Raw genomic sequence first — 12,865 nt, forward strand, 5'->3', positions numbered from 1 at the left:
TGTCACCATGCTTGAACGCTTGCCCGAATTTCTCGGCAATCATCCGCTATTGACCGGCGCGCTGATCGCGGTGGTCGCGCTGATCCTCTACACCGAGTTTCAGCGCGCGACCCGGAAGTACCGGGCGCTGCCGCCATCGGAAGCGGTCCGCGTGATGAACCGCGAAGGCGCGCTGGTTCTCGACGTGCGCGAGGACAACGAACTGACCGGCGGCCGGATCGCCGCGTCCCGGCACATCCCGATGGGGGTGCTGAAGAAGCGGATCACCGACATCGAGCGCTACAAGGAGTCTCCGGTCGTCGTCTACTGCCGCAGCGGTGCACGGTCGGCTGTGGCCGCGTCGCAGCTGGTCAGCGCAGGTTTCACCGACGTGACCAATCTCCAGGGCGGTATCCAGGCGTGGCAGTCGGCCGGTCTTCCGGTCAAGAAGAAGTGAACGCTCGTGCCGGCACAGCGGATCACGAGCGATGACGATCGATCCCGCGGCGACGCGCGCCGAGAGCGTGTTTCACGCTAACTGTCATGGCCCGCGGCCACCCCCGATGATGAAAGAGGCGTAGGGGGAAAAGGCCGAAGGCCGTCATCCGCCATCCGGCGCCGGGGTCGCCGCAGGCGCCGGGGAGGCGCGAACGCCGTACGGCGGATGACGCTGCGCTTTTCCGCCCTACGGGTGGCCCGGAACACGAGACAGGCGGTGACTTTCACGCTAACTGTCATGGCCAGCGGCCACCCCCGATGATGAAAGAGGCATAGGCGTAGGGCGGCAGAGGCCGAAGGCCGTCATCCGCCAGCTGGCGCCCGGATTGCCGCGGGCGCCTGGGCACTGCGAACGCCGTACGGCGGATGACGCTGCGCTTTTCCGCCCTACGGGTCGCCCGGGACACGAGACAGGCCGTGACTTTCACGCTAAGGTTGGCGGATGCAATTCCAGATCTATCTCTCCGAATTCTGCCCCTACTGCACGCTGGCACGCCAGCTGCTGGACCAGCTCGGGCACGCGTACCAGGTGATCCGCGTCGACATCGACCCCGAGCAGCGCCGCACGATGGAACGCCGCTCCGGGCGCGGCACGGTGCCGCAGATCTTCCTTGGTGACACCCATGTCGGCGGCTACGACGACCTGGCCGCGCTGCACCGCGCCGGGCGACTCGAGCAGCTGATCGCCAGCGCAGGCAGGCAGAGCGCATGAATGCCACTGCCGGCGCACATCGGGTCTGCCCGCACTGCGGCCAGGTGAACCGGGTCCCGGAGTCCCGCGCAGCCGGCGCCCGTTGCGGGGCCTGCCGCAGCCCGCTGTTCAGCGGCGAGCCGAGCCCGGTCGATCTGGCACGGCTGGAACGTTTCGTCAGCCGCGACCAGCGGCCTGTGCTGGTGGATTTCTGGGCACCGTGGTGCGCCCCCTGCCGGATGATGGCCCCGCAATTCGTCAGCGCGGCGCGGGAGCTCGAGCCCGCGATGCGCCTGCTGAAGCTCGACACCGAGGCACACCCCGAGGCTGGCGCCCGATTCGCCATCCGCGGCATCCCGACGATGATTCTGTTTCATCACGGGCGCGAAAGCGCCCGCCAGAGCGGCGCGATGTCGGCCAGCGACATCGTCGCCTGGGCGCGCGGCGCCGCGCGCTGACCGCCCCTCCCCCTTACACCCCTTGCACGAGACGACCAGACATGGCTGAAGAGAACAACCCGAGCGCCAACACCAACTCAGGCACCCCGCCACCACAGGGGCAAGGTCCCGAGTTCACGATCCAGAAGCTCTACATCAAGGATTTGTCGTTCGAGGCGCCGTCTGCGCCCGGCATCTTTCTGAAGGAATGGAAGGGCGAGACCAACCTGCAGCTGAACACGAAGACCCGTACGCTGAACGAGCAGGATGGAGTCTACGAGGTGGAACTCGGCTTGACGGTCACGACCAAATCGCAGGACGAGACCGCCTACCTGGTCGAGGTCAAACAGGCCGGCGTGTTCGTCGCGCGCGGGTTTTCCCCGGAGCAGAAGGGCCACCTGTTCGGCGCGTACTGCCCGAACATCCTGTTCCCGTTCGCCCGCGAGGTCGTCGCCGACATGGTGCTGAAAGGGGGCTTCCCTCAGGTGCTGCTGCAACCGATCAACTTCGACGCGCTGTATGCGCAGCACCAGCAGGAACAACAGGCACAGCAGAACGCCCCCGCTGGCGCCCCCAGCCCTGCCGGCCCGGCGTCGGCCTGAGGTGCTGGCGGCCGCCCCCTGGGACCACGCACCGCGCTGACCGGCGATGGACACGCACCGCAGGGCCGACCGCGCACCTCGGGTCGCCGTTCTTGGCGCAGGTTCCTGGGGCACGGCGCTCGCGCTGCAGGCCGCGCGCCTGCATCCGGACGTGGTCCTGTGGGCCCGCGACCCCGAACATGCCGAACGGCTCGAGCAGCGCCGGGAGAACACGCGGTATCTGCCCGGGGTCTCGTTTCCCGGCTCGCTGCATGTGGTTTCCGACCGCGATCGGGCGATCGCCGGCCGCGACCTGATCCTGGTCACGGTGCCGACCGGCGGGTTCCGCGAGACCCTGCGCTGGATCGCCCCCCGGATCCAGCCCGAGCAGCGCATCGCCTGGGCCACCAAGGGCCTCGAGATGGCCACCGGCGCCTGGCTCCACGAGATCCTGGAGCAGGAGATTCCCGGCCATGCCCCGGCGGTGCTCTCGGGGCCGTCGTTTGCCGCCGAGGTGGCACGCGAACAGCCGACGGCGATGACCGTCGCCGCGTCCGAGCCCGGATTGGCCAAGCTGGTCGTCACCGCGTTCCACGGGCAGGCCATGCGCCTCTACCGCAATGCCGACGTGCTCGGTGTCGAACTCGGAGGCGCTTTCAAGAACGTGTTCGCGATCGCGGCCGGCATCTCCGACGGTGCCGGCTTCGGCGCCAATGCCCGTGCCGCGCTGATGACGCGCGGGCTGGCGGAACTGCAGCGGCTCGGAGCCGCGGTGGGTGCACGACCGCAGACATTGACCGGACTGTCCGGCCTCGGCGACCTGATCCTCACCTGTACCGACGATCAGTCGCGCAACCGCCGGCTGGGGCTGTTCCTCGGCCAGGGATACGATCTGGAAACGGCGCGGCGTCGGATCGGCCAGGCCGTGGAAGGCGCCGAAACCGCGCGGGTGGCCATCGAGCGGGCGCAACAGGCCGGCGTCGAGATGCCGATTTGCGCCGAGGTTCATGCGGTGCTGTACCAGGGCCGGCCGGTTCGCGAAACCGCGCGCCGCCTGCTCGAACGCGACCCGGTAGCCGAAGACGAATAGCCCGGCAGTTCCAGAGCCGCCACCGCGCAGCGCTGGCCTTCCCGAGATCCGCGCTGAAACGGGTATTCCGCGCGCAGGCGACCCGCGGCGCGAGACCGTCAGACGCTGCCGGGAAACCCCAACTGGCGCCAGGCCTCGAACACGACGACCGCGACCGCGTTGGAGAGATTCAGGCTGCGGCTCTGCGCCCGCATCGGGATGCGCAGGCGCCGCTCTTCCGGAAATCGTTCGAGCACCGGCCCGGGCAAACCGCGGGTCTCGGGGCCGAACAGAAAACCGTCGCCGGGCGCGAAGGCAGGCGCATCGTGGCGGCGATGCGCTCGCGTGGTCAATGCGAACAGACGCGTGACGGTTCCGGTCTTCAGACAGGCGGCCAGGCTCGGGTACTCGTGAACCGCGCTGAATTCGCGATAGTCCAGGCCCGCACGGCGCAGCCGCCGTTCGTCGAGCGTGAAGCCCAGCGGGTGGATCAGGTGAAGCCGGGCGCCCGTATTCGCGGCCAGGCGGATGATGTTGCCGGTGTTCGGCGGGATCTCGGGCTCGAACAGTACGATATGCAGCATGGCTCAGGATTTCCCGGTTCCCTACCTGGAGACGAAATTCTGCGCCAGCCTACGCTTCTTGCGGGGCCGGGGTCGCGACCACGAACTGCGGTCGCCCACGTAAAAAAACAGCCACGGAAGAACACGGAAATCACGGAAGATGAACCGGATCAGCCTTTTTCCGTGCCTGTCCGTGCTTTCCGTGGCTGGCATTTTCATGTTGCGGGGTGGCCGTTGGCACAGGCGTTGAGGCGAAAGAACCCGCGTCGCGTCCCGGACGACACGTAGGGCGGAATAGCGCAGCGTCATCCGCCGTACGGCGTTCGCGCCTGCTTGGCGCCTGCGGCAACCCCGGCGCCAGCTGGCGGATGACGGCCTTCGGCCTTTTCCGCCCTACGCCTCTTTCATCATCGGGGGTGGCCGCATAGGCCATGGTAGTTAGCGTGAAAGTCACGGCCTGTCTCGTGTCCCTGGCGACCCGTAGGGCGGAAAAGCGCAGCGTCATCCGCCGTACGGCGTTCGCAATGCCCAGGCGCCCGCGGCAATCCGGGCGCCAGCTGGCGGATGACGGCCTTCGGCCTTTTCCGCCCTACGCTTCTTTCAACATCGGGGTGGCCGCTGGCCATGAGAGTCAGCGGGGGTCGGGGCGGTCGATACCGAGTTCCTGGATTTTCCGCGTCAGGGTGTTGCGCCCCCAGCCCAGCAGCGCCGCCGCCTGCTGGCGGTGGCCGTCGGTCGCCGCCAGCGCTTCCAGGATCAGCGTGCGTTCGAACTCGGGCTGCACCACCGCCAGCACATCCCGGGAGCCGTTGCGCCAGTGCTCCCGCGCGCGCTCGGCGAGGTCCTGGGTCCAGTCGCGCTGCGGCGCGGCCGGCGCATCGTTGCCGGCCTGCTCCCGCTCCGGCTGGGCCCGCAGTTCCGGCGGGAGGTCTTCGAGATGAACCTCGCGGCCCGAGGCCATCACCGTGAGCCATCGGCAGGTGTTCTCGAGCTGACGCACATTGCCCGGCCAGCGCATCCGCTGCAATTCGACCAGGACCTCGGGCCGCATCAGCTTGGGCTCGACGTCGAGATCGCGGGCCGCTTCGAGCATGAAATGGCGGATCAGCAGCGGGATGTCCTCGGGGCGCTCGCGCAGCGCGGGCACGTGGATGCGGATCACGTTCAGGCGGTGGAACAGATCCTCCCGGAACAGCCCCGCGGCCACGCGGTCCTCCAGGTTCTGGTGGGTCGCGGCGATGATGCGCACGTCGACCCGGATCGGCGTATGCCCACCGACCCGGTAGAAGGTGCCGTCCGACAGCACCCGCAGCAGCCGCGTCTGCAGATCGAAGGGCATGTCGCCGATCTCGTCGAGGAACAGCGTGCCGCCGTCGGCCTGCTCGAACCGCCCCTTGCGGCCCTGGTTGGCGCCGGTAAACGCGCCGCGCTCGTGCCCAAACAGCTCGCTCTCGAGCAGATCCTTCGGAATCGCGGCGGTGTTCAGCGCAATCAGGGGCTGGTGCGCACGGGGGCTGTGCTGGTGCAGCGCGCGGGCCACCAACTCCTTGCCGGTACCGGACTCGCCGTTCACGAGCACGGTGATGTTCGACCGCGAAAGCCGCCCGATCGCACGGAACAACTCCTGCATCGCAGGCGCCTCGCCGACGATGGCCGCCGGCGGGACCGCGTCGTCGCCGACGCTGATCCGGCTCTCGCGGCGCGCCTGCAACGCGCGCCGGACCAGGCTTACCGCCTCGTCCAGATCGAACGGTTTCGGCAGATATTCGAAGGCGCCGGTCTGATAGGCGGAGACCGCGCTTTCCAGATCCGAGAACGCGGTCATGATGATCACCGGCGGCGGATCCGGGCGGCCGCGCACCCGTGCCAGAAAGTCCAGCCCGTTCAGGCCGGGCATGCGGATGTCGGCGAGGATCGCGTCTGGCGTCTCCTCCCGCTCCAGCGCGCCCCAGGCCAGGTCCGCCGATTCGAAGCCGCGGACGTCGAGACCGGCGCGGCTCAGCGCACGCTCGAGCACCCAGCGCATCGAATCGTCGTCGTCGATCACCCAGATGGACGGATTCATTGCTCGCTCTCCAGGGGCAGCAACACGTCGAAGTCGGTGCATCCCGGCCGCGAATGGCACTCGATCAGGCCATTGTTGAGCTGCACCAGGCTCTGCGCGATCGGCAAGCCCAGTCCGGTACCCGATGCGTGGCCGGTCACCATCGGAAAGAAGATGCGTTCGCGGATCTCTTCGGGAATGCCAGGGCCGTTGTCGCGTACCCGCAGGCGCGCCACCAACCGGTGGCGTTCGCCGGAGATCGTGTACTGGCGCAGGATCCGGGTCATCAGGCGGATCTCGCCGTGATCGCCGAGTGCCTGCAGCGCGTTCTGCACCAGATTGAGGGTCGCCTGCACCAGCATGTCGCGGTCCGCCAAGACCTCGGGAATGCTCGGGTCGTAATCGGCGGTGATCCGAAGATTCAGCGGCAGCTGCACGCTGACCAGCCCGCGCACGTGCTCGAGCACCTCATGCACGTTCACCGGCTCTCGGCGGGGCAGATTGTTCGGCCCCAGCATGCGGTCGACCAGACCGCGCAGGCGGTCCGCCTCGCGGATGATGATCCGCGTGTATTCGCGCAGTGCAGGGTCGTCCACCTCGCTGGCGAGCAGCTGCGCCGCACCGCGCAACCCGCCCAGCGGATTCTTGATCTCGTGTGCGAGCCCGCGGGTCACCGCCCGGCTGATCGACTGCTGCTGGCGCAGCTGGTCTTCCTGGCTAATCCGCTGCTGGCGATCGATGGCGGTGAGCTCGATCAGCAGGCGCGCGGACGACGTCGCATCGTGCAGCGGCGAGACGACCAGGTCGGCAAGGAACTCGCTGGCGCGCAACGGCTGCAGGCGGCGTGCGCGCAGCGTCATCGGGTGGTCCAGGGTCATCGCATGCTGCAGCTGTCCGGTCAGGTTCCGGTCGAGGCGCAGCGACTGGCCGAGTGGTCCCCCCACCACACGTTCCCGGCTGAGCCCGAGCAACACTTCGGCCGCCGAGTTGACCGCAAGCAGCCGCAGCCGATCGTCGGTGACCAGCACGGCGGTCGACAGGTCGTCCCACCACGAACAGACGTCCGCGCCGGACAGGGGTGGATCAGCATGGGCATTCATCAAAGGGGACCAAGCAGGAACTGCGCCAGGATCTCGCGCCCCTGGCCTGCGCCATCGGCTTGCCGATCCGGCGCCGGAGGCGCGCAGCACGTGCAGGCTCTGGCGACATGATAGCACCAACCTGGTGCGATCCACGCAGCGACTTGCACCAGATTGGTGCTACTGGTCGCGGATGCTGTGCCGATCCCGTGTCGCCGGCTCGAGTTCGCCCGGATCGGCGTCGACCGGAGCCGCATGTTCGGGCTCCTCCGGCAAGGGCCGCACCGGCCTGCGCAGGATCTCCTCGGCATCCGGCAACGGCAGCGCACCCATCGGCTCACGAACCTCGATCCGTTCCGAATCGCTGCCGCTCGGTGGCCGATCCCCGAACTGCGGCGTTCCGTCCGGACCGGTCCAGCGATAAACGTCGGCGGCAGCCCCTGGCGGCGCCCCCAGCAGCGCCAGGAGGACCCCGAAGGGGAGGGCCAGCCTCCCCTTCCGAATCACCAGGTGAACAGAATCCATTGCGGCGGCACGAAATCGGGGCCCAGACCGGGCCGGCGGGTATCGAGCATACCGTCGCCGGTGGTGTCGAGCAGATAGTAGGGGCGCCCGTAGCGGGGGATCACCTCGACCATGAACAGGCGCCCGCCGAACCGGTATTCCCGGATCAGCCCGTCGCGCCGCTCGATCAGCGTGATGTCGGCCTCCTCGAGCCGCTGCAGCTGCCGGGCGCGCTCGTCGAGCACCGGCGGCGGCGCGTCGGCGGCCATTTCCGGCGGTGGCGGAGCATCGCTCCACTCCTGTGCCCAGGTAGCCGGGAAGGCGATCAGGCCCGCCAGGGCCGCGAACAGGATCCAGCGCATTTCAGAGCTCCATCAGGCGTTGCTTTTCCTCTGCCGAGGGCTCGAAGCTGCGTGCCTCGTAGTACTCGAAGATGGCGTTGACCGCGGCCTCGGGAGTGTCTACCAGCGAGTATAACGCCAAGTCGCCGGTCGAGATCGTGCCGCGGGGGACCAGCGTCTGCTCGAACCAGTCCAGCAGGCCGCGCCAGAACGCGGTTCCGACCAGCACGATCGGGATCCGGCGCGACTTTCCGGTCTGAACCAGGGTCAGGATCTCGGCCAGTTCGTCGAGGGTGCCGAAGCCGCCGGGCAGCACCACGTAGGCGGACGCGTATTTGACGAACATCACCTTGCGTGCGAAAAAGTGCCGGAACCCCAGGCCGATGTCCTGATACGGATTGGCCTGCTGTTCGTGCGGCAGCTGGATGTTCAGACCGATGCTCGGCGATTTCCCCGCGAACGCCCCCTTGTTCGCCGCCTCCATAATGCCCGGACCGCCGCCACTGACCACCGCGAAACCGGAATCCGACAACTGGCGCGCGATCTCCTCGGCAAGCAGGTAGTCCGGGTGTCCCGGCGGAATCCTGGCCGAACCGAAGACACTCACCGACGGCTTGATCCGCGCGAGCCGTTCGAAGCCCTCGACGAACTCGGCCATGATCTGGAAGATCTTCCAGCTTTCCCGGGTCAGCTCGGAATCGTCGATCGGCGCCAGTCCGGGATGATGGGCGCGCTCGCTGGTCGGGTCTGGAAGGGCACTGGCATCCTTTTTCATCGCGCTAGCGTAGCGCTGGTTCGACTCACCGACAAACCGCCGGGCCCGCGCGGCGGTTCCCGGTGGGGACGGCAACGCAGTACACTCGGGCCGACACCCAGCGAACCCGATCCGATGACCGAAAACGCCCCCCTGGTGCTGGTGGATGGCTCGTCGTACCTGTATCGAGCCTTCCACGCGCTGCCGCCGCTGACCGCCCCCGGCGGCGAACCGACCGGCGCCCTGTACGGGGTCGTGGGCATGCTGCGCAAGCTCCGGGCCGACTACGGGCCGCAACGGATGGCCGTGGTCTTCGATGCCCCGGGCAAGACCTTCCGGGACGACCTCTACGCCGAGTACAAGGCGAACCGCCCGCCGATGCCCGAGGAGCTCGCGGCTCAGACCGAGCCGCTGCACGAACTGGTGCGGGCGCTGGGCCTGCCGTTGCTGTGCATCCCCGGGGTCGAGGCAGACGACGTGATCGCGACCCTGGCCGCGCAGGCTGAGGCACGCGGCGAGCCGGTCGTGATTTCCACCGGTGACAAGGATCTGGCGCAACTGGTCGGCGACCGCGTGACGCTGGTGAACACCATGAACGGCACCGTACTCGACCGGGCGGGCGTGCGCGAGAAATTCGGCGTCGACCCCGAACGGATCGTCGACCTGCTGACCCTGGTCGGCGACAGCGTCGACAATGTCCCCGGCGTCGACAAGGTCGGCCCGAAGACCGCGGCGAAGTGGCTCGCCGAATACGGCAGCCTGGACGCAGTGATCGAAAACGCCGACCGGATCAAGGGCAAGGTCGGCGAGAACCTGCGCGCGGCGCTGGAGCGGCTGGCGCTGTCGCGCGAACTGGTCACCGTGCGGCGCGACGTCGATCTGGGAATCGACGAGCACGAACTGACGCTGCGCGAACCCGACACCACGCGCCTGCGCGAGATGTACGCGCGCTTCGGTTTCCGGCGCTGGCTGGAGGAACTCGAAGGCAATGACGGCGCCGACTCCGCCGCCAACCCGCCGCCGGACGAAGCGCAAGCGCGTGACTACTCCGCGATCCGGGACGAACAGGCGTTCCGGGATCTGCTGAGCCGCCTGGAACACGCCGATCTGGTCGCGTTCGACACCGAGACGACCAGCCTCGACTACATGCAGGCCCGGATCGTCGGCGTGTCGTTCAGCGTCGAGCCCGGCCGGGGCTGGTATCTACCACTGGCGCACGAGGGCCCGGACGCCGCTCCCCAGCTCGACCGCGACCGCACGCTCGAGCAGCTGCGCCCCTGGCTGGAATCCGCGGAACGCGCGAAGCTCGGGCACCACCTGAAGTACGACCGCAACGTGCTCGCCAACCACGGCATTACCTTGCGCGGCATCCGCGAGGACACGATGCTCGAGTCCTACGTGCTCGACGCCGGCGCACACCGCCACGACCTCGACAGCCTCGCCGAGCGGCACCTCGGCCATCGCATGATCACCTACGAGGACGTCGCCGGAAAGGGCGCGAAGCAGATCGCGTTCGCGGAAGTTCCGGTGGCCCGTGCAACCGAGTACGCGGCCGAAGACGCCGAGATCTGCCTGCGCCTGCACCAGACGCTGAACCCGCGCCTCGCGGGCGCCGAGGGCCCCCGTTCGGTCTACCACGAGATCGAGCTGCCGCTGGTGCCGGTGCTGTCCGACATGGAACGCACCGGCGTCCGGGTCGACGCGGAACTGCTGCGCGCGCAGAGCGCGGAACTCGCGCAGCGCATGGACGCGGTCGCCGAGCGCGCCTACTGCGAAGCCGGCGGAGAATTCAACCTGGGCTCGCCGAAGCAGATCCAGGAGATCCTGTTCGACCGGCTCGGCCTGCCGGTACTGCGGCGAACCCCGAAAGGGCAGCCGTCCACCGCCGAGGATGTGCTCGAGCAGATGGCGGCCGAATACCCGTTGCCGCGTCTGATCCTCGAACACCGCGGGTTGGCCAAGCTGCGCAGCACCTACACCGAACGCCTGCCCGAGCGCGTCCACCCCGAAACCGGACGCGTGCACACGTCCTACCACCAGGCGGTCGCGGCAACGGGCCGGCTGTCGTCGTCGGATCCGAACCTGCAGAACATTCCGGTGCGCACCGACGAGGGCCGCCGGATCCGCCAGGCGTTCATCGCCGAACCCGGGCAACTGCTGCTGGCCGCAGACTATTCGCAGATCGAACTGCGCATCATGGCGCACCTGTCGCAGGACCGCGGCCTGCTCGAGGCATTCGCTGCCGGCGAGGACATCCACCGCGCCACCGCCGCGGAGGTCTTCGGGCTGGAGCCCGAGGCGGTGGGTCCGGACCAGCGCCGCGCCGCGAAGGCGATCAACTTCGGGCTGATCTACGGCATGTCGGCATTCGGGCTGGCGCGCAACCTGGGGATCGAACAGGGCCAGGCGCGCGAGTACATCGACCGCTATTTCGCGCGTTACCCGGGGGTGAAGGACTACATGGAACGCGCGAAGGAGCTGGCCCGCGACCAGGGGTACGTGGAGACACTGTTCGGCCGCCGCCTGTACCTGCCCGAGATCCGCAGCCGCAACCCGGCGCGGCGCGCGCAGTCCGAGCGGGTCGCGATCAACGCACCGATGCAGGGCACGGCCGCGGACATCATCAAGCGCGCGATGCTGAAGGTCGCCGCGCGCCTGGAAGATGGCGACCTGCCGGCGCGGATGATCATGCAGGTACACGACGAGCTGGTGCTCGAGGTGCGGGAGGACGCGGTGGACGCGCTGCGCGCGGCGGTGGCCGAAGACATGTCCGGCGCGGCGGAGCTCGCGGTCGATCTGGTCGTCGATGTCGGCGTCGGCGCGAACTGGGATGCCGCGCATTGACCGCAGGCGGCCGACCGAGATGACCCCTTCCCAGATGCTTTCGTGGGCTGCACCCTGGGCTGCCGCGCTGCTGGGCCTGGCAGCGCTGTGGATCTGGGCCGACCGCCTGCTGCCGGAACGGGGCGCAGACACCGCCGTGATCGTCGAACCCAGCGACTGCGACCTGGCGGCGCGCGCCTGCACGACACCCCTGCCTTCGGGCGGAACGCTGCGCGTGGCGATCGAACCGCGCCCGATCCGCCACCTCGAGCCGCTGAACGTCGAGGTGACGTTTTCCGAACAGGATCCCGAATGGGTCGAGATCGATCTCTCCGGAGTCGAGATGTTCATGGGCTATCATCGGCCGCGCCTGGAGCGAGTCGCGCAGGGGCAATACCGCGGCGAGGCGGTGCTGCCCGCGTGCACCGGCGAGCAAATGACCTGGGCCGCCACCGTGCTGCCCGAGGGCGCCGCTGACCGTGCCGAGGCGCGGTTCCATTTCGTGACCCGACGCACGCCGGTGGGCGGCACATGAATGCCCGCACGCTGGTCTGGCTGGCGCTGGCAGCGTTCGCGCTGACGCTGATCGCACTGGGGCTGCGCCCGCCCGAAAACGACCCGACGGCCCCGCACCGAGTGCTTCCAACCGCACAGGCTCCGGAAGGCGGCCCGATCGAACTGCCGGTCAGCAGCACCGGGGCAGCGCTCAGCCTTGACGACTTCCACGGGGACTATGTCTGGGTCTATTTCGGATACACGTCCTGCCCGGATGCCTGCCCGGTGTCTCTCGCCTGGATCGCAGGCGCGCTTGCGCGCCTGCCGCCACAGTGGCAGGGACGTGTGCACGGATTGTTCGTGAGCGTGGACCCCGACCGCGACGACGCCGAGCGCCTGCGCGACTACGTCGCGTTCTTCGACCCCGCGATCGTCGGCGCGACCGGCCCGCAGGAACGCCTGCGGGAGATTACCGCGCGCTACGGGGCGTTTTACCAATACACGGAGGTAGACTCGGCGCTGGGGTACGTGGTCGATCATTCATCGTCGACCTACCTGGTCGGGCCGGATGGCGCCCTGCTGGAGGTGCATCCGCACGGCACGACCTCGGCACAGCTCCTGGAAGCGCTGCAGGCACACACCGGTTCCCGCGAGGAGCCGACTCAGCGTTGACCGGTCATCTTCTGCCGATGCCTGCGTCCACATCCCGGGAACTAATCGGCGGGACCCGCGTCATACAGGCAGACGCTAAGCCCAGCGTCTCCCGCTTCCCTCCCTGAGCGGGATGGTTCCGGCCCCCCCTGCCGGAACCCATCTTGCCCCGGTCATCCCCCTGTGACCGGGGCATTTTTTTCGTCACCATTCACGATCATGGCGCGCACGGTTCGCACGGATGGCCGTCATTCCATGCATTTGCTCACCGCGAAGCAGCCGTCGGGCGCCCATGGAGCTGATCCTTCACTCGCAGATGGCGGACGCCGGCGATTTGCACCGGAACGATGCGATGA

The 12,865-nt window shown here is 68.4% G+C and carries 15 protein-coding genes and 1 pseudogene; 9 read left to right on the top strand and 7 right to left on the bottom strand.

The window, feature by feature from the left end; genetic code table 11:
* Positions 1 to 7: 7 nt before the first annotated feature.
* Positions 8 to 436, top strand: a complete 429-nt coding sequence (locus THITH_RS16575) for a rhodanese-like domain-containing protein (RefSeq protein WP_006746678.1) — start codon at positions 8 to 10, stop codon at positions 434 to 436.
* A 277-nt stretch (positions 437 to 713) separates the two neighbouring features.
* Here THITH_RS16575 and THITH_RS19505 read toward each other — a convergent pair whose 3' ends face one another.
* On the bottom strand, positions 714 to 926 hold the full coding sequence (locus tag THITH_RS19505; protein ID WP_084222723.1) for a hypothetical protein: 213 nt from the start codon (positions 924 to 926) through the stop codon (positions 714 to 716).
* Here THITH_RS19505 and grxC point away from each other — a divergent pair.
* From grxC to THITH_RS16595, 4 genes are read left to right on the top strand one after another with little or no spacing between them, the layout of a single operon-like run.
* Positions 920 to 1,189: a glutaredoxin 3 gene (gene grxC / locus THITH_RS16580; RefSeq protein WP_006746677.1), complete on the top strand. Its 270-nt coding sequence runs from the start codon at positions 920 to 922 to the stop codon at positions 1,187 to 1,189. The genes THITH_RS19505 and grxC overlap by 7 nt on opposite strands.
* A complete protein-coding gene (gene trxC / locus THITH_RS16585; RefSeq protein ID WP_006746676.1) occupies positions 1,186 to 1,626 on the top strand; it encodes a thioredoxin TrxC in 441 nt (146 codons plus the stop codon). Before grxC ends, trxC begins: the two co-directional genes overlap by 4 nt.
* Before the next feature lie 41 nt (positions 1,627 to 1,667).
* Positions 1,668 to 2,207, top strand: coding sequence for a protein-export chaperone SecB (secB, locus tag THITH_RS16590; RefSeq protein ID WP_006746675.1), 540 nt, complete (start codon positions 1,668 to 1,670; stop codon positions 2,205 to 2,207).
* 46 nt (positions 2,208 to 2,253) lie between these two features.
* Positions 2,254 to 3,276 (top strand): NAD(P)H-dependent glycerol-3-phosphate dehydrogenase, encoded by a 1,023-nt coding sequence (locus THITH_RS16595; RefSeq protein ID WP_006746674.1) that lies wholly within the window; start codon positions 2,254 to 2,256, stop codon positions 3,274 to 3,276.
* Positions 3,277 to 3,374: 98 nt separating this feature from the next.
* Here THITH_RS16595 and THITH_RS16600 read toward each other — a convergent pair whose 3' ends face one another.
* A complete protein-coding gene (locus THITH_RS16600; protein ID WP_006746673.1) occupies positions 3,375 to 3,839 on the bottom strand; it encodes a tRNA (cytidine(34)-2'-O)-methyltransferase in 465 nt (154 codons plus the stop codon).
* 410 nt (positions 3,840 to 4,249) lie between these two features.
* On the opposite strand from THITH_RS16600, the pseudogene THITH_RS19510 reads away from it, so the two are divergent.
* A pseudogene (locus tag THITH_RS19510) lies at positions 4,250 to 4,444 on the top strand (hypothetical protein); the annotation flags it as partial.
* A 5-nt stretch (positions 4,445 to 4,449) separates the two neighbouring features.
* On the opposite strand, the gene ntrC reads toward THITH_RS19510, so the two are convergent.
* The 5 genes from ntrC to THITH_RS16625 all read right to left on the bottom strand — a co-directional run bounded on the left by ntrC (position 4,450) and on the right by THITH_RS16625 (position 8,561).
* Positions 4,450 to 5,883 (bottom strand): nitrogen regulation protein NR(I), encoded by a 1,434-nt coding sequence (gene ntrC, locus THITH_RS16605; protein ID WP_006746672.1) that lies wholly within the window; start codon positions 5,881 to 5,883, stop codon positions 4,450 to 4,452.
* On the bottom strand, positions 5,880 to 6,962 hold the full coding sequence (glnL, locus tag THITH_RS16610) for a nitrogen regulation protein NR(II) (protein ID WP_006746671.1): 1,083 nt from the start codon (positions 6,960 to 6,962) through the stop codon (positions 5,880 to 5,882). The genes ntrC and glnL overlap by 4 nt, the downstream gene beginning before the upstream one ends.
* 159 nt (positions 6,963 to 7,121) lie before the next feature.
* A complete protein-coding gene (locus THITH_RS16615) occupies positions 7,122 to 7,448 on the bottom strand; it encodes a DUF4124 domain-containing protein (protein WP_232222220.1) in 327 nt (108 codons plus the stop codon).
* Positions 7,445 to 7,807 (bottom strand): DUF2782 domain-containing protein, encoded by a 363-nt coding sequence (locus tag THITH_RS16620; RefSeq protein WP_006746669.1) that lies wholly within the window; start codon positions 7,805 to 7,807, stop codon positions 7,445 to 7,447. Before THITH_RS16620 ends, THITH_RS16615 begins: the two co-directional genes overlap by 4 nt.
* A 1-nt stretch (position 7,808) precedes the next feature.
* Positions 7,809 to 8,561 (bottom strand): LOG family protein, encoded by a 753-nt coding sequence (locus THITH_RS16625; RefSeq protein WP_006746668.1) that lies wholly within the window; start codon positions 8,559 to 8,561, stop codon positions 7,809 to 7,811.
* A 114-nt stretch (positions 8,562 to 8,675) separates the two neighbouring features.
* On the opposite strand from THITH_RS16625, the gene polA reads away from it, so the two are divergent.
* Genes polA through THITH_RS16640 form a run of 3 tightly spaced genes read left to right on the top strand, consistent with a single transcriptional unit; the run spans position 8,676 to position 12,530 of the window.
* On the top strand, positions 8,676 to 11,384 hold the full coding sequence (polA, locus tag THITH_RS16630; protein ID WP_006746667.1) for a DNA polymerase I: 2,709 nt from the start codon (positions 8,676 to 8,678) through the stop codon (positions 11,382 to 11,384).
* Positions 11,385 to 11,403: 19 nt separating this feature from the next.
* Positions 11,404 to 11,898: a hypothetical protein gene (locus THITH_RS16635; protein WP_006746666.1), complete on the top strand. Its 495-nt coding sequence runs from the start codon at positions 11,404 to 11,406 to the stop codon at positions 11,896 to 11,898.
* Positions 11,895 to 12,530, top strand: coding sequence for an SCO family protein (locus tag THITH_RS16640; RefSeq protein ID WP_006746665.1), 636 nt, complete (start codon positions 11,895 to 11,897; stop codon positions 12,528 to 12,530). The genes THITH_RS16635 and THITH_RS16640 overlap by 4 nt, the downstream gene beginning before the upstream one ends.
* Positions 12,531 to 12,865: the final 335 nt, after the last annotated feature.

The organism is Thioalkalivibrio paradoxus ARh 1 (genome assembly GCF_000227685.2).
GTDB classification, from domain to species: Bacteria; Pseudomonadota; Gammaproteobacteria; order Ectothiorhodospirales; family Ectothiorhodospiraceae; genus Thioalkalivibrio; species Thioalkalivibrio paradoxus.